This window comes from Pantoea graminicola (assembly GCF_048452665.1).
Classification (GTDB): Bacteria; Pseudomonadota; Gammaproteobacteria; order Enterobacterales; family Enterobacteriaceae; genus Pantoea.
Genome location: NZ_JBLWSJ010000002.1, coordinates 610,613 through 637,169, shown reverse-complemented (window position 1 = coordinate 637,169; position 26,557 = coordinate 610,613). Strand labels below are relative to the sequence as shown.

Annotated in this window: 18 protein-coding genes; 15 read left to right on the top strand and 3 right to left on the bottom strand. The window is 59.2% G+C overall.

What is annotated here, in order from left to right; all coding sequences use genetic code 11:
• Positions 1–106 precede the first annotated feature (106 nt).
• The 13 genes from ACNY69_RS06955 to ACNY69_RS06895 all read left to right on the top strand — a co-directional run bounded on the left by ACNY69_RS06955 (position 107) and on the right by ACNY69_RS06895 (position 20,204).
• Positions 107–5,008 (top strand): alpha-2-macroglobulin family protein, encoded by a 4,902-nt coding sequence (locus tag ACNY69_RS06955; RefSeq protein ID WP_418797694.1) that lies wholly within the window; start codon positions 107–109, stop codon positions 5,006–5,008.
• A gap of 12 nt (positions 5,009–5,020) precedes the next feature.
• A complete protein-coding gene (gene pbpC / locus ACNY69_RS06950) occupies positions 5,021–7,348 on the top strand; it encodes a peptidoglycan glycosyltransferase PbpC (protein WP_418797692.1) in 2,328 nt (775 codons plus the stop codon).
• 175 nt (positions 7,349–7,523) lie between these two features.
• The gene (ndk, locus tag ACNY69_RS06945; RefSeq protein WP_003848684.1) at positions 7,524–7,955 is read left to right on the top strand and encodes a nucleoside-diphosphate kinase; all 432 of its coding nucleotides are present in this window, start codon (positions 7,524–7,526) and stop codon (positions 7,953–7,955) included.
• 186 nt (positions 7,956–8,141) lie between these two features.
• A complete protein-coding gene (gene rlmN, locus ACNY69_RS06940) occupies positions 8,142–9,311 on the top strand; it encodes a dual-specificity RNA methyltransferase RlmN (protein ID WP_111139148.1) in 1,170 nt (389 codons plus the stop codon).
• Positions 9,312–9,391: 80 nt separating this feature from the next.
• The gene (gene pilW, locus ACNY69_RS06935; RefSeq protein WP_111139149.1) at positions 9,392–10,117 is read left to right on the top strand and encodes a type IV pilus biogenesis/stability protein PilW; all 726 of its coding nucleotides are present in this window, start codon (positions 9,392–9,394) and stop codon (positions 10,115–10,117) included.
• A complete protein-coding gene (gene rodZ, locus ACNY69_RS06930) occupies positions 10,107–11,120 on the top strand; it encodes a cytoskeleton protein RodZ (RefSeq protein WP_293772922.1) in 1,014 nt (337 codons plus the stop codon). The genes pilW and rodZ overlap by 11 nt, the downstream gene beginning before the upstream one ends.
• Positions 11,121–11,159: 39 nt before the next feature.
• Positions 11,160–12,281 (top strand): flavodoxin-dependent (E)-4-hydroxy-3-methylbut-2-enyl-diphosphate synthase, encoded by a 1,122-nt coding sequence (gene ispG, locus ACNY69_RS06925; protein WP_111139151.1) that lies wholly within the window; start codon positions 11,160–11,162, stop codon positions 12,279–12,281.
• Positions 12,282–12,386: 105 nt separating this feature from the next.
• Positions 12,387–13,661 (top strand): histidine--tRNA ligase, encoded by a 1,275-nt coding sequence (gene hisS, locus ACNY69_RS06920; RefSeq protein ID WP_111139152.1) that lies wholly within the window; start codon positions 12,387–12,389, stop codon positions 13,659–13,661.
• A 39-nt stretch (positions 13,662–13,700) separates the two neighbouring features.
• A complete protein-coding gene (locus tag ACNY69_RS06915) occupies positions 13,701–14,318 on the top strand; it encodes a YfgM family protein (RefSeq protein WP_111139153.1) in 618 nt (205 codons plus the stop codon).
• 19 nt (positions 14,319–14,337) lie between these two features.
• Positions 14,338–15,519, top strand: coding sequence for an outer membrane protein assembly factor BamB (bamB, locus tag ACNY69_RS06910; RefSeq protein ID WP_111139154.1), 1,182 nt, complete (start codon positions 14,338–14,340; stop codon positions 15,517–15,519).
• A 174-nt stretch (positions 15,520–15,693) separates the two neighbouring features.
• A complete protein-coding gene (gene der, locus ACNY69_RS06905) occupies positions 15,694–17,184 on the top strand; it encodes a ribosome biogenesis GTPase Der (protein ID WP_293772913.1) in 1,491 nt (496 codons plus the stop codon).
• 58 nt (positions 17,185–17,242) lie between these two features.
• Complete coding sequence (locus tag ACNY69_RS06900; RefSeq protein WP_293772910.1) at positions 17,243–17,464, top strand: zinc ribbon domain-containing protein; 222 nt, start codon at positions 17,243–17,245, stop codon at positions 17,462–17,464.
• Between the two features lie 298 nt (positions 17,465–17,762).
• The gene (locus ACNY69_RS06895; RefSeq protein WP_418797688.1) at positions 17,763–20,204 is read left to right on the top strand and encodes a glucose/quinate/shikimate family membrane-bound PQQ-dependent dehydrogenase; all 2,442 of its coding nucleotides are present in this window, start codon (positions 17,763–17,765) and stop codon (positions 20,202–20,204) included.
• Positions 20,205–20,244: 40 nt separating this feature from the next.
• Here the strand turns inward: ACNY69_RS06895 and ACNY69_RS06890 are convergent, their stop codons facing one another.
• The 3 genes from ACNY69_RS06890 to xseA form a co-directional block, all read right to left on the bottom strand.
• Positions 20,245–20,577, bottom strand: coding sequence for a protealysin inhibitor emfourin (locus ACNY69_RS06890; RefSeq protein WP_111139157.1), 333 nt, complete (start codon positions 20,575–20,577; stop codon positions 20,245–20,247).
• Positions 20,574–21,587: a M4 family metallopeptidase gene (locus tag ACNY69_RS06885; RefSeq protein ID WP_111139158.1), complete on the bottom strand. Its 1,014-nt coding sequence runs from the start codon at positions 21,585–21,587 to the stop codon at positions 20,574–20,576. Before ACNY69_RS06885 ends, ACNY69_RS06890 begins: the two co-directional genes overlap by 4 nt.
• 108 nt (positions 21,588–21,695) lie before the next feature.
• Positions 21,696–23,069, bottom strand: coding sequence for an exodeoxyribonuclease VII large subunit (gene xseA, locus ACNY69_RS06880; protein WP_418797790.1), 1,374 nt, complete (start codon positions 23,067–23,069; stop codon positions 21,696–21,698).
• A gap of 168 nt (positions 23,070–23,237) precedes the next feature.
• On the opposite strand from xseA, the gene guaB reads away from it, so the two are divergent.
• Positions 23,238–24,704: an IMP dehydrogenase gene (guaB, locus tag ACNY69_RS06875; protein WP_111139159.1), complete on the top strand. Its 1,467-nt coding sequence runs from the start codon at positions 23,238–23,240 to the stop codon at positions 24,702–24,704.
• Positions 24,705–24,772: 68 nt separating this feature from the next.
• The gene (gene guaA / locus ACNY69_RS06870; RefSeq protein WP_111139160.1) at positions 24,773–26,353 is read left to right on the top strand and encodes a glutamine-hydrolyzing GMP synthase; all 1,581 of its coding nucleotides are present in this window, start codon (positions 24,773–24,775) and stop codon (positions 26,351–26,353) included.
• Positions 26,354–26,557: the final 204 nt, after the last annotated feature.

The following is a 26,557-nucleotide window of genomic DNA, read 5'->3' as shown; positions in this document are numbered from 1 at the left end:
AATGTGCGCCCCATCTCAAGAGAAGCGTTGATTAAATGCGAGCATTGATATGAAATTGCCCTGCGTCATCAATTGACACTCTCTGCGTCCCGGTGAAGGAACTACCATGAAAAAACGCACTAACCGACTGCTGTTCAGCATGTTGTTCGGAGGGTCGCTGCTGGCAGCCACCCTGTTTCCCGTTCTGCCGCTCTACGCGGCTGAAGCCCCAGCGACAACCCAGGTCAGCAAACCGCTGACGATTATCGACCTTTCAGAACTGCAGATCGACGGTGCCGCCGCGCTGGTTCTGACCTTCAGTCAGCCGCTCGATGAGAAACAGGATTTCGCGCAGAGCGTCAGGCTGACCGACGACAAACAGGGCCGGGTGGATGGCGGCTGGGAGCTTTCCGGCAATCGCAGGACGCTGCGCTTCCGCCATCCCGAACCCTCACGTCACTTTACCGTCACGGTCGCGGCGGGCCTGCGCGCCGCCAGCGGTGAGACGCTGGCCGCCGGTTACAGCCAGAAAATCGTCACCCGTGATATCCAGCCGATGGTAGGCTTTGCCAGCCGCGGCTCTCTGCTGCCGCTGCGCATTACTCAGGGGCTGCCGGTGCTGGCGCTCAACGTGGATCAGGTCGATGTCGATTTCTTCCGGATAAAGAATGCGGGCCTGGCGGAATTTCTCGCGCAGTGGAACTACGGCAACAATCTCTCTACCTGGCAGTCTGAAGATCTGCTGAAAAGTAGCCAGCTGGTCTATTCCGGGCGCTTTGCACTCAATCCGGCGCGCAACACCCGCGAAAAACTGCAGCTGCCGATGAGTGATATCGCCGCGCTGCAGCAGCCAGGCGTCTATCTGGCCGTGATGAAGCAGGCCGGGACCTATCGCTACAGCCAGCCTGCCACGCTTTTCACCCTCAGTGATATCGGCCTGTCGCTGCATCGCTTCCCGGCGCAGCTCGAACTGTTCGCCCAGAGCCTGGCTAACGGCCAGCCGTTGTCTGGCGTCAGCGTCCGGTTGCTGGATGAGAAAGGGCAGGTGCTGCAGAGCGGCACCAGTGACGGGAGCGGCCATCTTCGCCTCAGAGCGGAGGAGAAGGGCAAGCTGCTGCTGGCCGTGCAGGGTGAGCAGACCTCGCTGATCGACCTGGCGCGTCCGGCGCTGGACCTGGCGGAGTTTCCGGTGGCCGGGCCGCAGGGCTACGAGAAACAGCTGTTTGTGTTCGGGCCGCGCGACATCTATCGACCCGGTGAAACGGTCATCGTCAATGCGCTGCTTCGCGATGCCGTTGGCAAGCCGTTGCCCGCCCAGCCGATTAAAGCCGAGCTGGTTCAGCCCGATGGTCAGGTGATGCGGACATTTGTCTGGCAGCCGGAAGCCGGGCTCTATCAGCAGCGTCTGCCGATCCCTGACGCCGCCATGACCGGCGACTGGATGCTGCGGCTCAATACCGGCGATAACCTTAAGCGCGAGTGGCGGTTCCACGTCGAGGATTTTCTGCCGGAGCGCATGGCTTTAACCCTGAAAAGCGACCCGCAGCCACAGCCCGCGGATGCCAGCATTGAGTTTGGTATCGAGGGGCGCTACCTCTACGGCGCGCCTGCGGCGGGTAACACGCTGCAGGGGCAACTCTATCTCCGGCCCGCGCGCGAAGCGGTGGCGGCCCTGCCGGGTTATCAGTTTGGCGACATTACCGAGGACGGGCTGAAGCGCACGCTGGATGAGGTGGAGCTGAAACTCGACGCCAGCGGTAAAGCGACGCTCGCGGTCGAAAATCAGTGGGATCAGCTGCACTCGCCGCTCAGCCTGATCCTGCAGGCCAGCCTGCTGGAAACCGGTGGCCGCCCGGTAACGCGCCGGATTACGCAGGCGATCTGGCCCGCCGGGGCGCTGCCCGGCATCCGGCCGCTGTTCGGCAACAAGGCGGTCTATGACTACCGCACTGACCGCTACCACGATGAGCCTACCGTACCGGAAGGCGGACTGGCCGAATTTGACATCGTCTATGCCAGCAGTCAGGGCAAAAAACTGGCGGCAGATAAGCTGACGGTGCGACTGATTCAGGAGCGCCGCGATGACTACTGGAGCTTCTCAGACAGCGAAGGCTGGCAGTCGCAGTACAGCAATAAAGATCTGCAGGAAGATGAGCGGATTATCGCGGTGCCTGCAGACGGCAGCACCCGGGTCAGTTTCCCGGTCGAGTGGGGCCACTACCGGCTGGAAGTCCAGGCGGGCGAAAAGATCGTCAGCAGCGTGCGGTTCCAGGCGGGATATGACTGGCAGGACAACACCAACGGCACGGGCGCATTGCGGCCCGATCAGGTCAGGCTGAAGCTGGATAAAGCGGCCTATCAGCCTGGTGACACGGTGCACCTGCAGGTTGAATCACCGGCCGCCGGGAAGGGCTATCTGATGGTGGAGTCGGCCAGCGGCACGCTCTGGTGGCAACCGCTGACGGTGCCGCAGGGTGGCATCCAGGTCGATGTGCCGGTAGCGGAGAGCTGGCGGCGACACGATCTTTACTTCAGCGCCATCGTGGTGCGCGACGGCGATAAGGCCAGCGGTGCCACGCCGAAACGTGCGGTGGGGCTGCTGCATCTGCCGATGGCAACAGAGGCGCGGCGTCTCACTCTGACGCTGGATGCGCCCGACAAAATCCGGCCTGAACAGACGCTGACGGTCAGGGTTCATGCCAGTCGTGACGGCGGCCCGCTGCCTGAAAAAGTCAACGTACTGCTCTCTGCGGTGGACAGCGGTGTGCTGAGCGTAACGGATTTCAGAACGCCCGATCCATGGCAGGCTTTCTTTGGCCGCAAACGCTACAACGCCGATCAGTATGATGTCTTCGGGCAGCTGATCGACGGCGGGGGCCGGCTGGCGGCGCTGCGGTTTGGCGGCGACGGGGATGACGATTCGATGATGCGCGGCGGTAAAAAACCGGTTACGCACGTCAATATTGTGGCGCAGCAGCTTCAGGCGGTAACACTGGATAAAGCGGGCAACGGCGTGATAACGCTGCCGGTTCCGGCTTTTAACGGAGAGCTGCGGCTGATGACCCAGGCCTGGAGCGAAGACAGCTTCGGGGCGGCAGAGCGCAGGCTGACCGTGGCGGCACCGCTCATCAGTGAGCTGGCGACCCCGCGCTTCCTCGCCAGCGGCGACTCGGCGTCCCTGGCGCTGGATATCACCAACCTGACGGATCTGCCGCAGACCCTGAGCGTGGATCTGAGCAGCACCGGGCTGGTGGATCTGGCCGGTGCGGCCAGCCAGCGCGTGACGCTGGCCAAAGGTGCGCGCACGACCCTGCAGATTCCGGTCACGGCGAAAACCGGCTTTGGTGATGGTGCGGTGACGGTGGCCATCTCCGGGCTGAATCTGCCCGGCGAGACGCTGCGGCCCATGAAACAGCAGTGGAAAATCGGTGTCAGGCCGCCTTATCCGGCCAGCACGCTGAGCTTTGATGCGGTCATTAATCCTGATCGGCCCTGGCAGGTCGCGGCCGCCGCCGCCGCCTTTACCGGGCTGGATCCTCAGACCCTGAGCGGACAGCTGACGCTGAGCAATCGTCCGCCGCTCAATATTGCCCGCTATATCAGCGCGCTTTATGCCTATCCGTACGGCTGCCTGGAGCAGACCACCAGTGGCCTCTGGCCGTCTCTCTACAGCCGCCACGCCGAACTGAGCGCGATGGGAATAAAAACCAGCAGCGATGAGGCGCGCCGGGCCGCGATCGATACTGGCATAGCCCGCCTGGCCGGGATGCAGCGGGCCAACGGCAGTTTCGGGCTGTGGGATAAACAGAGTGAAGAGGAGTTCTGGCTGACGCCTTACGTAACGGACTTCCTGCTGCGTGCCAGCGAGGCGGGCTATGCGCTGCCGGATAATGTGGTGGATCGCGCGAACGCCCGTCTGCTGCGCTATCTGCAGGATCCCACGCAGATTAGCGGTGGCGACAGTGACAGTCACGCCGCCCTGCGGTTCAGCGTTCAGGCTTACGCCGGACTGGTGCTGGCGCGTCAGCAGCGCGCGCCGCTGGGGGCGCTGCGCGCGATCTATGAGCAGCGTGAGCATGCCCGTTCCGGTCTGGCGCTGATGCAGCTGGGTGTGGCGCTGAAGCTGATGGGTGACGGGCAGCGCGCGCAGCAGGCGATCATGCAGGGGGCCACGCTGACGCGACCAGAAAAAACCTGGTATGGCGATTACGGCAGCACGGTGCGCGATGAGGGGATGATGATCGCCCTGTTAGCGGAGTATAAGCTGCAGCCTCAGCTGCAGAACAGTCTGCTGCTGGCGCTGTCGAAAGAGGTCAACGGTAAACGCTGGTTCTCAACCCAGGAAAATAACGCGCTCTGGCTGGCGGCTCACACGCTGCAGCAGGGGCAGGGTGGCGGCTGGCAGGCGCTGCTGGCGGGCTCGCCACAGCCTTTGCAGGGCGATGCGCCACTGAACAGAGGGCTGGGGGCGGAGCGGTTATTGCAGGGCGTTGAGGTGCAAAATCCGGGCAGTGCGCCGCTCTATGGTCGTCTGGATGTCACGGGCTATCCGCTGACCGCGCCACCACCGGAGAGCAACCAGCTCGGAATAAAACGCGACTATTTCACTCTGGATGGTAAAGCTGCCGATCTCAGCAATCTGCGCAGCGGTGAACTGCTGGTGGTCCGTCTGACCGTTTCTTCGAAGCGTAGCATCAGCGATGCGCTGGTGGTGGATCTGCTGCCTGCCGGACTGGAGCTGGAAAACCAGAACCTGGCAGACAGCAGCGCCAGCCTCGGTGACAGTGCGGATGCGCTCAAAGAGAGCATGGGTGACATGCAGCAGGCGGACATCAGGCACATCGAGTTCCGCGACGACCGCTTTGTTGCCGCGCTGGCGATCGACACTTATCGTCCCGCGACGCTGGTCTATCTGGCGCGGGCGGTAACGCCGGGCCGTTTCCTGATGCCGCCACCCCAGGTCGAATCGATGTATGTGCCGGAGTGGCGCGCGACCGGTAGCACACCGTCGCAGCTGCACATTCAGTAAGTGACGGGACCTGTGATAAAACGCAGTCGCCTCAACAGGCGGTGGCTCGCGCTGCCGCTTTTTTTCCTGATGCTGTGGCTGGCGGTCTGGGGGCTGGATCGTCTGTTCCCGCTGCCGCTTAAGCAGGTGCAGCCCGCGCGGGTAGTGGTGGCCAGCGACGGTACGCCATTATGGCGTTTTGCCGACGGCAACGGGATCTGGCGTTATCCGGTAACGCCGGAGGAGGTCGCACCGGCCTATCTGCAGGCGCTGCTCACCTATGAAGATCGCTGGTTCTGGTATCACCCTGGCATCAATCCGCTGGCGCTGCTCCGTGCCGCCTGGCAGGATCTGCGTCATCAGAGCGTCATTTCTGGCGGCAGTACGCTGACGATGCAGGTGGCGCGTTTGATCGATCCGCAACCCCGGACGCTGCGCGGCAAGCTGATTCAGGCGTGGCGGGCGCTGCAGCTGGAGTGGCATCTCTCCAAACGTGACATCCTGACGCTCTACCTGAACCGCGCCCCCTTTGGTGGCACGCTGGAGGGTGTGGGGGCGGCCAGCTGGAGCTGGCTCGGAAAAGCGCCGTCGCAGCTGACGCCGGGCGAGGCGGCGCTGCTGGCCGTCCTGCCCCAGGCGCCCAGCCGCCTGCGCCCCGACCGCTGGCCCGACAGGGCGGAGGCCGCCCGCAACAAAGTGCTGGATCGGCTGGCGGAGTATCACATCTGGTCTGCCGGACAGGTCGCCGAAATCCGTCAGGAGCCGGTCTGGTTGCCGCCGCGCCAGATGCCGCAGATGGCGCCGCTGCTGGCCCGGCGACTGCTGTCCGTCAGTCACCGCGACAAGATTGTCTCTACGCTCGATCCCGCCCTGCAGCGTGAACTGGAAAACCTGGCGCTGAATGTTAAAAATCAGCTCCCGCCACGCACCTCGCTGGCGATGCTGGTGGTCGATCACACCACGATGGCGGTGCGCGGCTACGTGGGCTCGGCTGATTTCAGCGATGACAGCCGGTTTGGTCATGTCGATATGATCGCCAGCGTGCGGTCGCCCGGCTCGGTGTTAAAACCCTTTGTTTACGGCATGGCGCTGGATGAGGGGCTGATCCATGCCGAATCGCTGCTGCAGGATGTGCCTCGTCGCTTCGGCGATTACCGGCCCGGCAACTTCGACACCGGCTTTCACGGGCCGGTCAGCGCCAGTGATGCGCTGGTCCGATCCCTGAATCTCCCCGCTGTTCAGCTGCTGGAGGCGCTGGGACCGAAGAATGTTACAGCGCGCCTGCGCAATGTCGGTCTGCCGTTACGTTTTCCATCTGGCGCCGAACCGAATCTTTCGCTGATTCTGGGCGGCACCGGCGCGCGCATGGATGAGCTTGTGGCGGCCTACAGCGCCTTTGCCCGCCACGGCTACGCCGCTCAGCTGCGCTGGATGCCCGATCAACCCTTGCAGCAGCGGCCGCTGCTGTCGCCGGAATCGGCGTGGATCATCCGGCGTATTCTGGCTGGTGAAGCCCAGCCTGCGGCCAGTGGCATCGCCCCCGACGTGGTGCCTCTGGCCTGGAAAACCGGCACCAGTTATGGCTATCGCGATGCCTGGTCGGTGGGCATCAATCCCCGCTATCTGATCGGCGTCTGGGTCGGGCGACCGGATGCCACGCCCGTCGCCGGACAGTTCGGTTTTGCCTCTGCCGTGCCCGTGATGAATCAGATCAACAGCCTGCTGATGAGCCGCCTTAACCGGCGGGATGTTCCGGTCGATCCGCGCCCGGCGACGGTAACGGTGGCGACTATCTGCTGGCCTGGCGGTCAGCCGCTGCCCGACGGGGATGAAAACTGTCGGCAGCGCCGGCAGAGCTGGGTCGCCGCCGGAACACTGCCGCCCACGCTGCTGGCTGCCGGGCAGGAGAGCCTCAGCGGATTGCACCTGAGCTACTGGCAGAACCGGCAGGGGCTGCGCGTGGCCGCCGATTGCCCCGATGCGACCCGCCACGAACTGCTGGTCTGGCCGCTGCCGCTGGAGGCCTGGCTGCCGCCTCAGGAGCGGCGCGCACAGCGCCTGCCGCCGGTGGATATGCGCTGTCCGCCGTTACAGCAGGGCAGTGGCGCACCGCTGATCGTCACCGGCGTGACGGAGGGACAGATCGTCAGACCGCTGCCGGGCAGAGGTTCGCTGACTATCCCGGTTGCGGTACAGGGCGGGCAGGGCACACGGCGCTGGTGGTTTCTGAATGGTGAACCGCTGGTGACGCAGGACGCCGCCACACACCTGGCGCTGCCGCTCGATCGACCCGGTGAATATCAGCTGGTGGTGATGGATGAAGAGGGGGGCGTGGTCTCGGTCACTTTCCGGCGGGATTGACGATTTTTTGCGCTAAATCATAATATTGGCGCCTCTGCTTCGACTCAGATCAAGAATTTTCACCAAATTAGGGATCTCTGATAGGCAATGCCGGACTCAGCCCCTATAATCGGCGCCGTTTCTTAACCGGGGCGGATGCCACCGGTTTCTTCAGAACGTCAAGACAGAGGTCATCATGGCAATCGAACGTACTTTTTCTATCATCAAGCCAAACGCCGTCGCTAAAAACGTGATTGGTGCTATCTACAACCGTTTTGAGAGCGCAGGCTTCAAAATCGTTGGCGCAAAAATGCTGCAGCTGAGCAAAGAGCAGGCTGAAGGTTTTTACGCTGAGCACCAGGGCAAGCCATTCTTCGATGGCCTGGTTGAATTCATGACCTCTGGCCCGGTTGTTGTTTCCGTGCTGGAAGGTGAAAATGCCGTTCAGCGTCACCGCGACCTGATGGGTGCCACTAACCCGGCAAACGCACTGGCTGGCACACTGCGTGCTGACTACGCTGACAGCTTCACCGAAAACGCGACCCACGGTTCAGATTCTGCTGAATCCGCGGCCCGCGAAATCGCCTACTTCTTCGGCGAAAACGAAATCTGCCCACGTACCCGTTAATCGCCTGGCGATAAACGTTACAGCGGCTTTACAAAAATCTGCCTGGGGGAGGTGACTCCCGCCTGTTATCAGGCCGCAGATGTTGTACAATATTGCGCCTTCATTGACTCCGCTTAATGAAGGCGCAATTTTTTCACCTATCCCTGAACAGCGCCATAACGTGTAACAACGAGGCCAGAGAATATTATGTCCGAACAGATTGTGACGTCCGCGTCCGCATCCCCCATTGTCGTTTCCCCGAAAAGCCAGAAAATCAACCTGCTCGATCTCAACCGTCAGCAGATGCGCGAATTCTTCCAGTCGCTGGGCGAAAAGCCGTTCCGCGCTGACCAGGTCATGAAGTGGATCTATCACTACTGCTGCGACGATTTCGAGCAGATGACCGACATTAATAAAAAGCTGCGTAACCGGCTGATGGAACTGACGGAGATCCGCGCGCCAGAAGTGGCGGAAGAGATGCGCTCCACCGACGGCACCATTAAATGGGCGATTCGCGTGGGCGATCAGCTGGTGGAAACGGTCTACATCCCGGAAGGAGACCGCGCCACGCTCTGCGTCTCTTCCCAGGTTGGATGTGCACTGGAGTGTAAATTCTGTTCGACCGCACAGCAGGGCTTTAACCGTAACCTGCGGGTGTCAGAAATTATTGGTCAGGTGTGGCGCGCGGCGAAGATTGTCGGCGCAGCTAAAATCACCGGCCAGCGTCCTATCACTAACGTTGTGATGATGGGCATGGGCGAGCCACTGCTCAACCTCAACAACGTGGTTCCGGCGATGGAGATCATGCTGGATGACTTCGGATTTGGTCTGTCGAAGCGTCGTGTGACCCTCTCCACCTCTGGCGTGGTGCCTGCCCTGGATAAACTGGGCGATATGATTGATGTCGCGCTGGCGATCTCCCTGCACGCGCCTAACGACAAACTGCGTGACGATATCGTACCGATCAACAAAAAGTACAATATCGAAACCTTCCTGGCGGCGGTAAAACGCTACATCGGCAAATCCAACGCCAATCAGGGTCGCGTAACGATTGAGTACGTGTTGCTGGATCATGTTAATGACAGCACAGATGATGCGCATGAACTTGCCGCATTACTGAAAGAAACACCGTGTAAAATCAACCTGATTCCCTGGAACCCCTTCCCGGGCGCGCCGTATGGCCGTAGCTCCAACAGCCGCATCGATCGTTTCTCCAAGGTCCTGATGGACTACGGTTTTACCACCATCGTGCGCAAAACCCGAGGCGACGACATTGATGCTGCCTGCGGTCAGTTAGCCGGAGAGGTCATCGACCGTACCAAGCGGACCATGCGGAAAAAGATGGCGGGTGAAGCCATCTCTGTGAAGGCGCTCTAGAAGCGTAATCTCAGACGTTTCCTGACGGGATAACGCGTGGCAGGCTGCTGCCTGTGAACGTCAACCGTAGGGAAACGATTATGCGTAACGGATTACTGCTGGCGCTGTTAGTTGTAAGCGGGTGTGTCAGTCAGCCTCATCAACCCGGCGCTGCAGAGGTGCGTCTGCAACTCGGCATGCACTATCTGGCCGGGGGCGACTACGCCGCCGCAGAGCGAAACTTCCTGCGTGCGCAGGCCGCCGCTCCCGGGGATTACCGGGTCTCGCTTGCGCTGGCTCGACTGGCACAGGCGCAGGGGAATCAGACAGCGGCGCAGGCTCGCTTTATACTGGCACAGCAGCAGGCGCCGGATAATGGTTTCGTCGCTAACAATTACGGTGCGTTTCTCTGCGCTTTAAGGCAGTATGATGAAGCGCATCAACAGTTTAGTCGGGCAAGAGCAGCACAGCAGTCTGATGCACGTAATGACGCGCTTGAGCTGGCAGGATATTGTTATCTGCAGGCTGGCGAATATGCCGCAGCCCGCAGGACGCTACGGCTGGCCATTGAAGCAGACCGTCGCAAGGCGGACGCGTTGCTGGCTGAAGCTGAAAAGCAGATGAGTGATAACCATCTGACAACCGTGCCGGTTTTGCTCGACGTTTACCAGCACTCGCTGCCTGAAACGGCACGAAGTCTGGCGTTACACTTACGTTTCGCCGCGCTACAGGGAAATGCCGCTGACGTTTTACGTTATGGCGACCAGTTAGCGCGACGTTTTCCGCAATCGATACAGTACCAGCGTTATTTAGCTAATGAATACTGAAGCCACTCAAGAAAACTCTGCATTACACTCTACAGGCGAACGCCTGCGTCTGGCTCGTGAGCAGATGGGGCTGACGCAGCAGAACGTTGCTGAACGCCTGTGCCTGAAACTGACCACCGTGCGTGATATCGAGGAAGATAAATCACCTGTCGATCTCGCCTCGACGTTTTTGCGCGGTTACATCCGCTCCTATGCGCGTCTGGTGCACATTCCTGAAGAGGAACTGCTGCCGATGATGGCGAAACAGACGCCGGTCCGGGCAGCCAAAATTGCGCCCATGCAAAGTTTCTCCCTGGGCAAGCGCCGCAAAAAACGCGATGGCTGGCTGATGATTTTCACCTGGCTGGTGCTGTTTGTTGTCGTGGGGCTGACCGGTGCCTGGTGGTGGCAGAACCACAAGGCGTCACAGGATGATCTGGTGTCAGTGACCGATCAGAACGGCAGCGGAGATAACAGCCAGTCTATTCCGCTGGGTGAAACCAGCGGTGACAGCGCGACCCCGGCGGCGCCTGACGAAAGCAACAGCGCCAACAGCGACAACAGTGCAGCAGCCAGCACGCCTGCCACGGCGGCACCGGCTGCCAGCGCCAGCAACAGCACCGCCACTACTCAGCCGGATGCGGCCAGCAACACTGTGGTGTCGCCGAGCCAGGCACCGACAGAGAATACGGCGGCAGCGCCTGCTGCGACCAGCAGCACCGGCACCGCCTCTCAGATGCCCGTCGGAGCTGCCGCAGTCAGTGAACCTGCAGCTGACCCGAATGCGGTCGTGATGACCTTCACTGCGGACTGCTGGCTGGAAGTCAGCGATGCCACCGGCAAAAAACTGTTCAGCGGCACGCAGCGCAGTGGTGGTAAACTCAGCCTGGCAGGAACACCTCCGTATCGTCTGAAAATTGGCGCGCCATCGGCGGTTCAGGTGCAATATCAGAATCAGCCCGTTGATTTAAGTCGTTTTATCCGTAATAACCAGGTTGCTCGCCTGACATTGGGTGCGCAATAACAGCGTATTCTGTACCGGGCAATTGTGGAGAAGAAATATATGCATAACGAAGCACCCATTATCCGTCGTAAATCTAAACGTATTTACGTCGGCAAGGTGCCGGTCGGTGACGGCGCCCCAATCGCTGTTCAGTCGATGACCAACACCCGCACCACGGACGTGGAAGCGACGGTAAATCAGATCAAAGCCCTTGAGCGCGTCGGTGTCGACATCGTGCGTGTCTCGGTGCCTACCATGGATGCCGCAGAAGCATTCAGGCTGATCAAGCAGCAGGTAAACGTGCCGCTGGTGGCAGATATTCATTTTGACTACCGCATCGCCCTGAAAGTGGCTGAGTATGGCGTCGACTGTCTGCGCATCAATCCCGGTAATATCGGGAACAATGAGCGCATCCGCATGGTCGTCGACTGCGCACGCGACAAAAATATTCCTATCCGGATTGGCGTTAACGCCGGTTCGCTGGAAAAAGATCTGCAGGAAAAGTATGGCGAACCGACCCCGCAGGCGCTGCTGGAATCCGCCATGCGCCACGTCGACCATCTTGACCGCCTTAACTTCGACCAGTTTAAAGTCAGCGTAAAAGCGTCTGACGTCTTCCTGGCCGTCGAATCCTATCGTCTGCTGGCGAAGCAGATCGAACAGCCGCTGCATCTCGGCATTACCGAAGCGGGCGGCGCGCGTGCCGGTGCGGTGAAATCCGCGATCGGACTCGGCCTGCTGCTTTCCGAAGGCATCGGCGATACGCTGCGTATCTCGCTGGCGGCCGATCCGGTCGAAGAGGTCAAAGTCGGCTTCGATATTCTCAAGTCACTGCGCATCCGTTCCCGCGGCATTAACTTCATCGCCTGTCCGACCTGCTCACGTCAGGAGTTCGACGTGATCGGCACGGTCAACGCGCTGGAGCAGCGTCTGGAAGATCTGATCACCCCGATGGATGTCTCTATCATCGGCTGTGTGGTCAACGGACCGGGCGAAGCGACCCTCTCGACGCTGGGCGTGACCGGCGGCAGTAAGAAGAGCGGCTTCTACGAGGATGGCGTGCGTCAGCGCGATCGCCTCGACAACGACAATATGATCGACCAGCTGGAAGCGCGTATCCGTGCCAAAGCGTCGATGCTGGATGCCAGCCGCCGTATCGACGTGCAGCATCTGGAAAAATAATGGCGTGCGCGGCCTGCGTACGTGACTTTTTTGACTGAACCTGTGCGGTTTCATCCTCATAAGGTATGATGCCGGACAGGTTTTTTTGCATTAAGAGATTTTAACGTGGCGAAGAATATTCAGGCGATTCGCGGGATGAACGACTACCTGCCTGCGGATACGGCCCTCTGGCAACGGATTGAAGGCGTGCTCAAGCAGACGCTGGCGAGCTACGGTTACAGCGAAATTCGCTTACCGCTGGTGGAGCAAACACCACTGTTTAAACGCGCCATCGGTGAAGTCACCGATGTGGTTGAAAAAGAGATGTACACCTTCGAGGACCGCAACGGCGAAAGCCTGACGCTGCGCCCGGAAGGGACCGCAGGCTGTGTGCGCGCCGGTATTGAACACGGCTTACTCTATAACCAGGAGCAGCGTCTCTGGTATATGGGGCCGATGTTCCGCTATGAGCGTCCGCAGAAAGGCCGCTATCGCCAGTTCTACCAGATCGGCGTGGAAGTCTTTGGTCTGCAGGGACCGGATATCGATGCGGAACTGATCATGTTGAACGCCCGCTGGTGGAAAGCGCTTGGGATCGCCGATCATGTCCGTCTGGAACTGAACTCTATCGGTTCGCTGGAAGCGCGCGCGCACTATCGTGACGCGCTGGTCGCGTTTCTGGAACAGCATAAAGCGTCGCTGGATGAGGATTGCAAACGCCGCATGTACAGCAATCCGATGCGCGTGCTCGACAGCAAAAATCCTGAGATTCAGCAACTGCTGAACGATGCGCCGCAGCTTGGCGACTATCTGGATGACGAATCCCGCGAACACTTCAGCGGCCTGTGTGCCCTGCTGGACGATGCCGGCATCGGCTATACCGTCAATCAGCGTCTGGTGCGCGGGCTGGACTATTATAATCGCACCGTGATCGAGTGGGTCACCGATAGCCTGGGTTCTCAGGGCACGGTCTGCGGCGGCGGCCGCTACGATGGCCTGGTCGAGCAGCTCGGCGGTCGCGCCACGCCAGCCGTAGGTTTCGCGATGGGAATGGAGCGGCTGGTGCTGCTGGTTCAGGCCGTTAACCCGGAATTTGAACCGACGAGCAATGTGGATGTCTATGTAATCGCTTCCGGTCAGGGCGTGCAGTCTGCTGCGATGCAGCTGGCTGAGAAACTGCGCGACGAAGCGCCGGAACTGCGGCTGATGACAAACTTCGGCGGCGGCAACTTCAAAAAACAGTTTGCCCGTGCTGACAAGTGGGGCGCGCGCGTCGCGCTGGTGTTAGGCGAGGATGAAGTCAAAGCGGGTCAGGTCGTGATTAAAGATCTGCGCCGTGGCGAGCAGCAAACGCGGGATCAGGCAGAGGCTGCTGCTGTATTACGTTCGCTGTTACAGTAAGCGTGACGCAGCACCAACCATAGAAAGGAGAAGGATTGCGTGGAAGTGTATAGCAATGAAAACGAGCAGACTGAAGCGCTGCGCAACTTTTTTGCCAACAATGGGAAAGCGTTAGCCATTGGCGTGGTAATCGGCATTGCTGCGCTGGGGGGCTGGCGTTACTGGAGCAGTCATCAGGACGATACGGCGAAGACAGTCTCCGCAGAGTATCAGCAGCTCACCACCGCCATGCAGGCGGACAAACCTGAGACGCTGGAAGCCGTTAACCGTTTTGCCAGCGAAAACAGCAACACTTACGGTGCGCTGGCCGCGATGGATCTGGCAAAGCAGTATGTCGACGCCGGTCAGCTTGATAAGGCCGCAACGCTGCTGCAAAACGGACTGAAAGATACCAAAGATGCCAATCTGCAGGCGGTGATTAACCTGCGCCTGGCACGCATTCAACTGCAACAGAATCAGGCGGACGCGGCGCTTAAGACCCTTGACGGTGTGAAGGGTGATGGCTGGACAGCCATTGTGGCCGACATCCGCGGCGAAGCGCTGCTGACTAAAGGCGACAGGCAGGGCGCGCGCGATGCCTGGAGTAAAGGGGTGGAGTCTGACGCCTCTCCGGCACTGAAGCAAATGATGCAGATGAAGATGAATAACTTAAGCTAAGCCAGTCAAGAGAGAGCGCATGGAATTACGTAAATACCTGCTGCCGGGACTGATTTCAGTCACTTTGCTCAGCGGTTGTTCGCTGTTTAGCGGCGAAGAAGATGTAGTGAAAATGGCCCCGTTGCCTCAGGTGGAAAATCAGTTCACGCCACAGAAAGTGTGGAGCACCTCGGTAGGCGATGGCGTCGGTGATTTCTACTCAAACCTGCATCCTGCCTGGCAGGACAGCACGGTTTACGCTGCTGACCGCTTTGGTATTGTCAAAGCACTGGATGCCGCAGACGGTAAAGAAAAATGGAAGGTCGATCTCTCTGAGAAAACCGGCTTCTTTTCGAAAAATCGTTCCGCGCTGTTATCTGGCGGCCTGACGGCAGATGGCGACCGCGTCTATGTCGGCAGCGAACGCGGACAGGTTTATGCCCTGAACAGCAGTGATGGCAGCCTGGCCTGGCAGACCAAAGTCGCCGGTGAAGCGCTGTCGCGTCCGGTGGTCAGCGATGGCCTGGTGCTGATTCACACCAGCAACGGTATGCTGCAGGGTCTGGACCAGAGCAGCGGTGCCGTGAAGTGGAGCGTCAACCTGGATATGCCAGCGCTGTCTCTGCGCGGTGAGTCTGCCCCTGCGGTCGCATTTGGCGGCGCTATTGTGGGGGGTGACAACGGACGCGTCAGTGCGGTTGTGATGAACCAGGGTCAGCTGATCTGGCAGCAGCGGATTTCTCAGGTGAGCGGCGCCACAGAGATTGACCGTCTTAATGATGTCGATACGACGCCGGTGATCGTCAACGGGGTGGTTTACGCGCTGGCTTACAATGGCAACCTGACGGCACTGGATCTGCGTTCCGGTCAGATTTTGTGGAAACGCGAAATTGGCGGCGTGAAGGATCTGATTGTCGATGCGGGCCGCATCTACCTGGTGGATCAGGACGACCGTGTGATCGCACTGAATGCTGACGGCGGCGTGGCGATCTGGCGTCAGAGCGATCTGCTGCATCGCAACCTGACCTCACCAGTGCTCTACAACGGCTATCTGGTGGTCGGCGACAGCGAAGGCTATCTGCACTGGCTGAACACCACCGACGGTCGTTTCGTCGCACAGCAGAAACTGGACAGCTCAGGCTTCCAGACCGAGCCGGTGGTCGCCAGCGATAAGCTGCTGATCCAGTCGAAAGATGGTGAGGTTTACGCGATTACCCGCTAACGGGTAAACGTCCGGCAGGGAAAATCCTCCGTTCCGACGGCTCCTGATTTAATCAGGGGCCGTTTCGTTTTTAGTCAGGCATGGTATTCTTTGCGCCTTAAGCCTGAACTTGACGGCCAGAGCCGTTATAATCACGCCATTCGGGCGATTCATTTTCTATTGAGGCATTTTGTTATGGTACCTGTGGTCGCGCTGGTTGGGCGTCCCAATGTGGGAAAATCTACGCTATTTAACCGCTTAACCCGCACTCGTGATGCGCTGGTAGCGGATTTTCCTGGACTGACTCGCGATCGCAAATATGGTCGCGCCGAAGTGGAAGGGCGCGAATTTATTGTTATCGATACCGGCGGTATCGACGGCACCGAAGAGGGCGTCGAAACGCGGATGGCTGAGCAGTCACTGCTGGCGATTGAAGAAGCGGACGTCGTGCTGTTTATGGTTGACGCGCGTGCCGGCATGATGGCGGCCGATCAGCAAATCGCGAAACATCTGCGTTCCCGTCAGAAAGCGACCTTCCTGGTGGCGAACAAAACGGACGGACTGGATCCGGATCAGGCAGTAATCGACTTCTACTCCCTGGGCCTGGGCGAAATCCATGCGATTGCCGCCTCCCACGGTCGTGGCGTCACCAGCCTGATCGAAACGGCGCTGCTGCCGTGGATGGAGAAGGTTGAGCAGGTCGAACTGACCGAAGAAGAAGAGAACCAGGCCTACTGGGCGGCGCTGGACGCTGAAGAGTCGGCGGAACAGCAGGCTGCAGAGGAAGAAGAGAACTTCGACCCGACGGGCCTGCCGATCAAACTGGCGATTGTTGGCCGTCCGAATGTAGGTAAGTCAACGCTTACTAACCGTATCCTCGGTGAAGACCGCGTTGTGGTCTATGACATGCCGGGCACCACCCGCGACAGTATCTATATTCCGATGGAGCGCGACGAACGTGAATACGTTCTGATCGACACCGCAGGCGTGCGTAAGCGTGCCAAAATCTCAGACACCGTTGAGAAATTCTCGGTCATTAAGACGCTGCAGGCGATCGAAGATGCCAACGTGGTTATGCTGGTTATCGATGCCCACGCCGGTATTTCCGATCAGGACCTCTCGCTGCTGGGCTTTATCCTCAACAGTGGCCGTTCGCTGGTGATTGTGGTCAACAAATGGGATGGCCTGTCGCAGGAAGTGCGTGACGAAGTCAAAGAGACGCTGGACTTCCGTCTGGGCTTTATCGATTTCGCGCGTATCCACTTTATCTCTGCGCTGCACGGTAGCGGGGTGGGTAACCTGTTCGAGTCGATCACCGAAGCCTATGACTGTTCGACCCGTCGCGTAAACACCTCGCTGCTGACCCGTATCATGAACATGGCGGCAGATGACCATCAGCCACCACTGGTGCGCGGCCGTCGCGTGAAGCTGAAATATGCGCACGCCGGAGGCTATAACCCGCCTATCGTGGTGATCCACGGTAATCAGGTTAAGGATCTGCCGGACTCTTACAAACGCTACCTGATGAACTACTTCCGTAAATCACTGAACGTGATGGGAACACCTATCCGCATTCAGTTCAAAGAGGGTGAAAACCCTTATGAAGGCAAGCGTAACCTGCTGACACCGACTCAGCAGCGTAAGCGTAAGCGTCTTATGGCGCACATGAAAAAGAACAAGCGTTAAACGGAGAGGGCCAGCAGGCCCTCTTTTTTTGCCCGAAACCGGCTACCGGAGGTGCAGAATGTGTGAGCGTTGTGAAACCTGTCAGCATCCGCTGTTGCTCCGCGACGGTGAATTTATCTGTTCTGCCTGTGGCGCTCATTTTCCTGCGCAGCCCTGCTGCCCGACGTGCCAGGCGCCCCTTGAGGTGCTCAGAGCCTGCGGCGCAACGGACTATTTCTGCCGCAACGGACATGGCCTGATCGCCCGCGCGCGCCTGCTTTTCCGCTTACCGGCCCACTGAGCCTGCTTTTTCTCCTCTGCCAGGACCGGGTTACTGCGGCCTTTTTGTAGCAAAAATGCTATTGCGTCGTAACAAATGCGTTGTATATGTTCACTCTGTAATGTACCAGGTGGTACAATCCTGCCGCGTCGTGGGAGAGGCAGCGCAATTCATGCTCTTCCGGCCCACAGAAACTCACGGACGCGGGTCTGTTTATATTCGATTTGAAACTGAGCAACGCTCTGTGCAGCGCTAATCGCGCGGCAGAGTCAGGATGCGTCCTGTCCGGTCGCTCTGTTTATTCAGGAGAGTAAGTGTTATGGCTGAAACATCCTCCCGCTCCGGAAAGGGGCTGGGAATTGCATCCGTGCTGCTAGGGCTGGTGCTGCTTGCCACCGGTCTGTTTTTTGCCATCGGCGGCGGCAAACTGGTCGCCCTTGGCGGCAGCTGGTACTTTTTAATTGCGGGTATCGTTACGATCCTCTCCGCAATTCAGTTCTTCCGCCGCAAATCGTCGGCAGCGATTCTGTTCCTGCTGGTCTTCGTCGGCACCCTCATCTGGTCGCTGTTCGACGCGGGTCTGGAGTTCTGGCCGCTGGTCTCCCGTCTGATGGTGCCTGCCGGACTGACGCTGCTGGCCTTCCTGGTCTGGCCTTCACTGCGCAGGCAGGAAGGTAAGCACGCACTGGCAAAACCCGCTTATCTCTTCTCTGCGCTGCTGGCAGCCGGCATGGTGGTGACCCTGGTGCAGATGTTCCAGCCGCACCCGACCGTGGCAGGTACAGGCGAAGAGCTGCCGCTGATCCCGGTGGATAAGGCAAAACAGCAGAAAGACTGGGACAACTACGGTAACACCCCTCAGGGCAGCCGCTTCGTCGCGCTGGATCAGATCACCCGCGACAACGTGAAAGATCTGCAGGTGGCCTGGACCTTCCGCACCGGCGATACCCCAATCAGCCCGACCGGTAACGGTGCAGAAGATCAGCAGACCCCTCTGCAGGTCGGCAACACGCTTTACCTCTGCACGCCGCACAACAACGTCATCGCCGTTGAAGCTAATACCGGTAAGCAGATCTGGAAACGCGAAATCAACGCTCAGGCGGAAGTCTGGCCACGCTGCCGTGGTCTGGCCTACTTTGATGCGACCAAACCGCTGCAGCAGCCAGACAAGCCTGACTCCACCCAGGTGCCTGCCGCTATGCTGCCCGCCGGCGACAGCTGTCAGCGCCGTATCCTGATGAACACCATCGATGCGCGTCTGATTGCCATCAACGCGGATAACGGTGAGTTCTGCGAAAACTTTGGTAATCACGGCATTGTCGATCTCAAAGCGGGCCTGGGTCAGGCGCCGGATCCGCAGTATCAGCTGACGTCCGCGCCAACCCTGGCGGGCACCACCGTGGTGGTCGGCGGTCGTGTTGCCGACAACGTGCAGACAGACATGCCGGGTGGGGTCCTGCGTGGCTTCGACGTCATCACCGGCCAGATGCGCTGGGCGTTTGACCCGGGCAACGTGGATCCGAATGCGATCCTGATGCCAGGCAAAGATTACACCCGCAGTACGCCGAACTCCTGGGCACCGATGTCTTACGACCCGGAAATGAACACCGTGTTTATTCCGATGGGCAGCTCATCGGTTGACCTCTGGGGCGCAAACCGTACCGAACTGGATCACAAATATGGTGCGTCGGTTCTGGCGCTGGATGCCACCACCGGCAAAGAGAAATGGGTCTATCAGACCGTTCATAACGATCTGTGGGACTTCGACCTGCCGATGCAGCCAAGCCTGATCGACTTCCCGCAGAAGGATGGCAGCACCACGCCAGCGCTGGTGATTGGCGGTAAAACCGGCATGATCTTCGTGCTTGACCGTATGACCGGCAAGCCGCTGACTAAAGTCGAAGAGCTGCCGATGCCGCAGGGTCATATTCCGAACGAGCAGTACACCAAAACTCAGCCACACTCCACCGGCATGCCGCAGATTGGCAACCAGACGCTGAAAGAGTCTGACATGTGGGGCGCAACGCCGTTTGATCAGCTGGCATGCCGCATTGGTTTCAAATCAATGCGCTACAACGGCCTGTTCACCGTACCGGATACCGACAAGTCTCTGAGCTTCCCGGGTTCGCTGGGGGGAATGAACTGGGGCAGCATGTCGATGGATCCGAACAACCATCTGCTGTTCGTCAATGACATGCGTCTGGGCCTGTGGGTGCAGATGATCCCGGCGGATACCCGCAACACGGCGCGCGGCAGCAACGGTGGTGAAGCGATCAACACCGGTATGGGGGCGGTTCCGCTGAAAGGCACGCCTTATGCCGTAAACAAAAACCGCTTCATGTCACCGCTGGGCATCCCCTGTCAGAAACCGCCATTCGGTACGCTGTCAGCGATCGATATGAAAACCCAGAAAATCGTCTGGCAGGTTCCGGTCGGCACGGTGCAGGATACCGGTCCGTTTGGCATCAAGATGCGCATGAAAATGCCAATCGGTATGCCAACGCTGGGCGGGACGCTGGCAACTCAGGGTGGCCTGGTGTTCATCGCCGGTACGCAGGATTACTATCTGCGCGCCTTTGATGCCTCAACCGGTAAAGAGGTGTGGAAAGCACGTCTGCCGGTCGGCAGTCAGGGCGGTCCGATGAGCTACGTCTCGCCAAAAGATGGCAAGCAGTACATTGTGATCTCAGCGGGTGGCGCACGCCAGTCACCGGACCGGGGTGACTATGTGATTGCTTACGCGCTGCCAGACAGCAGATAACGACCAGCAAGCAAAAGGGCCGACACTGTCGGCCCTTTTTTTATTTCCCGTCACGCCAGAGCGCCTGCAGTTCAGGCGGCGCCACCTGTTCCGGAATCAGCAGCACGATGGTGCCGGACTCACGACGGGTCGCATACTGAATCTGAATGCGGAAATAGCGCTGGTCGCCACTGCCCACCTGTGCGGCCTTCTCCTCGGGTTCTCCTAGCGGCATGGCCTGCTCCAGCGCATGACAGACCCGCTGCTTCTCAGGCGGAGGCAGTTCGCCCAGCATAAAGCGCCGCTCGGCGCGCAGCCCCGGAATAAAAGCCATGCCGCCTTCCCGTGCGACGACGACGGTAGCATCATCGGTAAGTTCGGGCAGGTCACTCATAGCACGCCAACCTCCTTCCACGCCTGTTCAATCGCCCCGCTGACCGACTGATTAAACCGTTTTTCGCCGTGCTGAACCGTGAAGCGGGCAAAGGTTTTGAAGTCCGCATCCTGCGGGAGTTCATCGTCACACAGGGTGTCATACCAGGCGTAACCCGCCTGTTCCCATGCATAGCCGCCCAGCGCCGTGGCCGCCAGATAGAACGCGCGGTTAGGAATGCCGGAGTTGATATGCACGCCGCCATTATCCTCGCGCGTTTTCACATAGTGATCCATATGCGCAGGCTGTGGGTCTTTGCCCAGCATCGGGTCATCATAGGCGGTGCCCGGATCAGACATGGATCGCAGGCCACGCCCGTTAATCCCTTTTGCCAGCAGACCTTCGCCGATAATCCAGTCCGCCTCATCGGCACGCTGTTTTTTACTGAACTGCTTCACCAGCGAGCCAAAGACATCGGACAGCGATTCGTTCAGCGCGCCCGCCTGCTCGAAATAGATCAGCCCGGCTTCATTTTCCGTGACGCCGTGGGCCAGCTCATGTGCCACCACATCGATCGCAATCGTGAAGCGATTGAAGATCTCGCCATCTCCGTCGCCAAACACCATCTGCTGACCGTTCCAGAAGGCGTTCTGATACTTATCACCGTAGTGGATGGTACCCGGCAGCTTAAGGCCCTGACCATCCAACGAGTTACGCTGATACGCCTGCCAGAAGAAATCGTAGGTCACGCCCAGATAGTCCCAGGCTTCATCCGCCGCCACGTCGTCATTGCCCGGCTGGCCCTCCTGGCGGATCAGCTTACCCGGCAGGGTCTGCTGGCGCTGGGCATCATAAATTTCACGATCCACATGACCGCCTGCGGCCGTTTTTGCCACTGCCGGCTTCTGCCAGTGTTCGGCCATCAGGTGCTGAACGTGGGTCAGGGTGCGGCGCGCCTGCTCCTGCTGATGGCCGGAACCGTGAGCGATGATCTTACGAAGGATATAGGGAGGAATAACGCAGTAAGCCATGTGAGACTCCTTGGCATCAGGAATGGTCCAGAAAGTATAGACCCTCAGGCTGGATGGGCCTCATCCGTGAGGCCAGCGTTAATCAGAGAAGCGGGCAGGGCGGCGGAATCAGGCGAGGTTTTTGCGGCGGCGTTTTTTCTCGGGCACTAACTGCGTGACCTGGCTTTCCACCCAGCCATCATCAAGACGGGTGCGCAGCAGGTCGCCGCTCTGAAGCTGTCCGGTGTTTTTCACCACCTGACCGGCGGTGTCGGTGGTCACGCTGAACCCTCGCGCCAGCGTGGCCAGCGGACTGACGCCTTCCAGCTGAGCGACCCGCTGACCAAAGATCTGTTTGCGGCTGTTCAGCTGTTTTTCCATGCTCTGCTGCAGGCGATAGTGCCAGCTCTGCAACTGTTTCTGCGCCTCAAACAGACGCTGCTGCGGCTGCTGCGCGCTGAGGCGATGGAGCAGACGATCCTGCTGGCGCGTGGCGTGGCGCAGACGATTTTCCATCGCCTCACCCAGACTCTGCTGCAGACGGAACAGGGCCGTCTGCTGGCGGGCCAGGCGCAGCTGAGGATGCTGCTGTTGCAGGCGATGCTCCAGACGACTGTAGAGCCGCTGCTGGCGGGCCAGATAGTAATCCATCGCCATCTCCAGCCGCTGCTGCTGCGACTGTAACTGACGCAGCAGCTCAACCTGATTCCGGCTGACCAGCTCGGCCGCGGCGGAGGGGGTGGGCGCACGCAGATCCGCCACAAAGTCGGCAATGGTCACGTCCGTTTCATGGCCGACCGCGCTGACGATGGGAATGCGGCTGGCAAAGATGGCGCGCGCGACGCGTTCGTCGTTAAAGCTCCACAAATCTTCCAGCGATCCGCCGCCGCGACCGACAATTAACACGTCGCATTCATTGCGCAGGTTCGCGATTTCGATCGCCCGGACGATAGCCGCCGGGGCATCAACGCCCTGAACCACGGTGGGATAGATTACAACGGGCAGGGAGGGATCGCGACGATGCAGCACGCGCAACACATCATGCAGCGCCGCGCCGGTAGAGGAGGTGATCACCCCGACCTGACGCGCCGGGTCCGGCAGCGGTTGCTTGTGCTGTGGCTCGAACAGACCCTCGGTTGCCAGCTTTGCCTTCAGCAGTTCAAACTGCTGCTGCAGCAGACCTTCGCCCGCCGGATGCATACTTTCGGCAATCAGCTGGTAGTCGCCGCGCGGCTCATAGAGTGTGATATTGGCGCGGACCAGCACCTGCTGACCATGCTGAGGCCGGAAAGTCACGCGGCGGTTGCTGTTGCGGAACATGGCACAGCGAACCTGCGCGCCATCATCTTTCAGCGTGAAGTACCAGTGACCGGATGCCGGCTGGGTGAAATTGGAGATCTCGGCGCTGATCCAGACCAGGCCCATCTCTTTCTCCAGCAGCTGACGCACTGTCGTATTAAGGCGGCTGACGGTAAAAATATTGGCGATCGGTGGCAGCGACATGTGACGAAGATCAAATTCCAAATCAGGAGGTTAATTCATCGATACTACAGTCCTGCCAGAGCGGATCAAGAGTTTTTCTTAAAAAATAGTGGAGGCAATCGATTACGGCCTGTATAATGCCGCGGCAATATTTTATCTAATCTCAATCACCCGAGGTGGAGTATTGCCATGTTAAGAATCGCTAAAGAAGCACTCACTTTTGACGACGTTCTGCTCGTTCCTGCTCACTCCACCGTCCTGCCAAACACGGCCGACCTCAGCACGCAGCTGACCAAAAATATCCGTTTAAATATTCCGATGCTCTCCGCCGCCATGGACACCGTAACCGAAGCGGGCCTGGCGATTGCGCTGGCACAGGAAGGCGGTCTGGGCTTCATCCATAAAAACATGTCAATCGAACGCCAGGCAGATGAAGTGCGCAAGGTGAAGAAGCACGAGAGCGGCGTCGTTACCGAACCGCAGACCGTTCTGCCGACCACGCCGCTGTCTGACGTCAAAGCGCTGACCGAGCGTAATGGCTTTGCGGGCTATCCGGTGGTGAACGGCGACAACGAACTGGTGGGGATCATCACCGGTCGTGACGTGCGCTTTGTGACCGATCTTTCTCAGCCTGTTTCTGCCGTCATGACCCCGAAAGATCGCCTGGTCACGGTGAAAGAAGGCGAGGCGCGCGACGTTGTTCTGCACAAAATGCATGAAAAACGTGTCGAGAAAGCGCTGGTGGTGGATGACAGCTTCCACCTGCTGGGCATGATCACCGTTAAAGATTTCCAGAAAGCCGAACGTAAACCTAACGCCTGTAAAGATGCGCAGGGTCGTCTGCGCGTCGGTGCGGCTGTCGGTGCGGGTGCCGGTAACGAAGAGCGTATCGATGCGCTGGTCGCGGCGGGCGTTGACGTGCTGCTGATTGACTCTTCTCACGGCCACTCCGAAGGCGTGCTGTCACGTATCCGTGAAACCCGTGCAAAATATCCCGATCTGGAGATCGTTGGCGGTAACGTGGCGACCGGTGCGGGCGCACTGGCGCTGGTTGAAGCGGGCGTGAGCGCGGTGAAAGTAGGTATCGGCCCAGGCTCTATCTGTACGACCCGTATCGTGACCGGCGTGGGTGTACCGCAAATCACGGCCGTTTCTGATGCCGTCGCCGCGCTGGAAGGCACCGGGATTCCGGTGATTGCCGATGGCGGTATCCGCTTCTCTGGTGACATCGCGAAAGCGATCGCTGCTGGCGCATCCTGTGTGATGGTCGGTTCGATGCTGGCAGGAACCGAAGAGTCTCCGGGTGAGATCGAACTTTATCAGGGCCGTGCATTCAAATCGTATCGCGGTATGGGTTCACTGGGCGCGATGTCCAAAGGCTCATCTGACCGCTACTTCCAGACCGATAACGCTGCCGACAAACTGGTGCCGGAAGGTATCGAAGGCCGCGTAGCCTATAAAGGCCGTCTGAAAGAGATCGTTCATCAGCAGATGGGCGGACTGCGTTCGTGCATGGGCCTGACCGGTTGCCCGACCATTAACGACCTGCGTACCAAAGCGGAGTTTGTCCGCATCAGCGGCGCGGGCATCAATGAGAGCCATGTGCATGATGTGACCATCACCAAAGAGTCACCGAACTACCGCATGGGTTCATAATCCCGATTTCCCGCCCGGCTTTAGCCGGGCGCTTTTATTGTTCAAGTCACCGTTCTGGAAAACCCTCAATGACGACGGAAAATATCCATAAGCACCGCATTCTGATTCTCGATTTCGGCTCACAATACACTCAGCTGGTCGCACGCCGCGTGCGCGAACTCGGCGTCTATTGTGAACTCTGGGCATGGGATGTCACCGAAGAGCAGATCCGCCAGTTCAACCCAAGCGGCATCATCCTTTCCGGTGGTCCGGAAAGCACCACCGAGCTGAACAGCCCGCGCGCGCCTGAATATGTTTTCAACGCGGGCGTGCCGGTGCTGGGCGTCTGTTACGGTATGCAGACCATGGCGATGCAGCTGGGCGGTAAAGTGGCGGGCTCAACCGAGCGTGAGTTTGGTTATGCGCAGGTGGAAGTGACCACGCCAAGCGCCCTGGTTCGTGATATCGAAGATGCGATAAGCGCCGCCGGTAAACCGCTGCTGGATGTCTGGATGAGCCACGGTGACAAAGTCACGGCTATCCCGGCAGACTTCGTGACCGTTGCCAGCACAGAAACCTGTCCGTTTGCCATCATGGCCAACGAAGAGAAGCGCTTCTACGGCGTGCAGTTCCACCCGGAAGTCACCCATACCCGCCAGGGTCTGCGGATGCTGGAGCGCTTCATCATCGACATCTGTGAATGTGAAGCCCTGTGGACGCCCGCCAAAATCATCGAAGATGCGGTTGAGCGCCTGCGTGAGCAGGTGGGCAACGACAAAGTGATCCTCGGTCTGTCCGGCGGTGTGGACTCCTCCGTAACCGCGATGCTGCTGCATCGTGCGATCGGCGACCGTCTGACCTGCGTATTTGTGGACAACGGCCTGCTGCGCCTGAATGAAGCACAGCAGGTGATGGATATGTTCGGCGACCACTTTGGTCTGAACATCATCCATGTCCCGGCCGAAATGCGCTTCCTGGACGCGCTGGCTGGCATCGACGATCCGGAAGCGAAGCGTAAAACCATCGGTCGCGTCTTTGTGGAAGTGTTCGACGAAGAGGCGCTGAAGCTGCAGGACGTGAAGTGGCTGGCGCAGGGCACCATCTACCCTGACGTGATTGAGTCGGCGGCGTCGGCCACCGGTAAAGCGCACGTCATTAAATCGCACCACAACGTCGGTGGCCTGCCGAAAGAGATGAAGATGGGCCTGGTTGAGCCGCTGAAAGAGCTGTTCAAAGATGAAGTGCGCAAGATTGGTCTGGAGCTGGGCCTGCCGTATGACATGCTGTTCCGTCATCCCTTCCCGGGTCCGGGTCTGGGCGTGCGTGTGCTGGGCGAAGTGAAGAAAGAGTATTGCGACCTGCTGCGTCGTGCCGATGCCATCTTCATCGAAGAGCTGCACAAAGCGGATCTCTACAACAAAGTCAGCCAGGCATTCACCGTCTTCCTGCCGGTCCGTTCGGTTGGTGTGATGGGCGATGGTCGCAAATATGACTGGGTTGTCTCGCTGCGTGCGGTGGAAACCATCGACTTTATGACTGCTCACTGGGCGCACCTGCCGTATGAGTTCCTGGGCCGTGTCTCTAACCGCATCATCAACGAAGTCGACGGTATCTCCCGCGTGGTGTATGACATCAGCGGTAAGCCACCGGCAACGATTGAGTGGGAATAATCCCTCACCGGCGGATTAACGCCTGACCCTTTTGAAGCCCGCAGACCCGCGGGCTTTTTTACCGGCTTAATCTCCCGCCACGCCCGTTTTAACCTTTCAGCACATCCACACCGGCCACTGACGGTTTTCTGTTCACTTTGCCAGGAAATACGCTATTCTCCCTGCAGTAAAAGCCTGCACCTGCCACTTGTTGTGTCCCGCTTT

Coding starts and splice junctions, on each gene's coding strand:
- ACNY69_RS06955 (WP_418797694.1), top strand. CDS start 107: ATGAAAAAACGCACTAACCGACTGCTGTTCAGCATGTTGTTCGGAGGG.
- ndk (WP_003848684.1), top strand. CDS start 7,524: ATGGCAATCGAACGTACTTTTTCTATCATCAAGCCAAACGCCGTCGCT.
- rlmN (WP_111139148.1), top strand. CDS start 8,142: ATGTCCGAACAGATTGTGACGTCCGCGTCCGCATCCCCCATTGTCGTT.
- pilW (WP_111139149.1), top strand. CDS start 9,392: ATGCGTAACGGATTACTGCTGGCGCTGTTAGTTGTAAGCGGGTGTGTC.
- rodZ (WP_293772922.1), top strand. CDS start 10,107: ATGAATACTGAAGCCACTCAAGAAAACTCTGCATTACACTCTACAGGC.
- ispG (WP_111139151.1), top strand. CDS start 11,160: ATGCATAACGAAGCACCCATTATCCGTCGTAAATCTAAACGTATTTAC.
- bamB (WP_111139154.1), top strand. CDS start 14,338: ATGGAATTACGTAAATACCTGCTGCCGGGACTGATTTCAGTCACTTTG.
- der (WP_293772913.1), top strand. CDS start 15,694: ATGGTACCTGTGGTCGCGCTGGTTGGGCGTCCCAATGTGGGAAAATCT.
- ACNY69_RS06900 (WP_293772910.1), top strand. CDS start 17,243: ATGTGTGAGCGTTGTGAAACCTGTCAGCATCCGCTGTTGCTCCGCGAC.
- ACNY69_RS06895 (WP_418797688.1), top strand. CDS start 17,763: ATGGCTGAAACATCCTCCCGCTCCGGAAAGGGGCTGGGAATTGCATCC.
- ACNY69_RS06890 (WP_111139157.1), bottom strand. CDS start 20,577: ATGAGTGACCTGCCCGAACTTACCGATGATGCTACCGTCGTCGTCGCA.
- ACNY69_RS06885 (WP_111139158.1), bottom strand. CDS start 21,587: ATGGCTTACTGCGTTATTCCTCCCTATATCCTTCGTAAGATCATCGCT.
- xseA (WP_418797790.1), bottom strand. CDS start 23,069: ATGTCGCTGCCACCGATCGCCAATATTTTTACCGTCAGCCGCCTTAAT.
- guaB (WP_111139159.1), top strand. CDS start 23,238: ATGTTAAGAATCGCTAAAGAAGCACTCACTTTTGACGACGTTCTGCTC.
- guaA (WP_111139160.1), top strand. CDS start 24,773: ATGACGACGGAAAATATCCATAAGCACCGCATTCTGATTCTCGATTTC.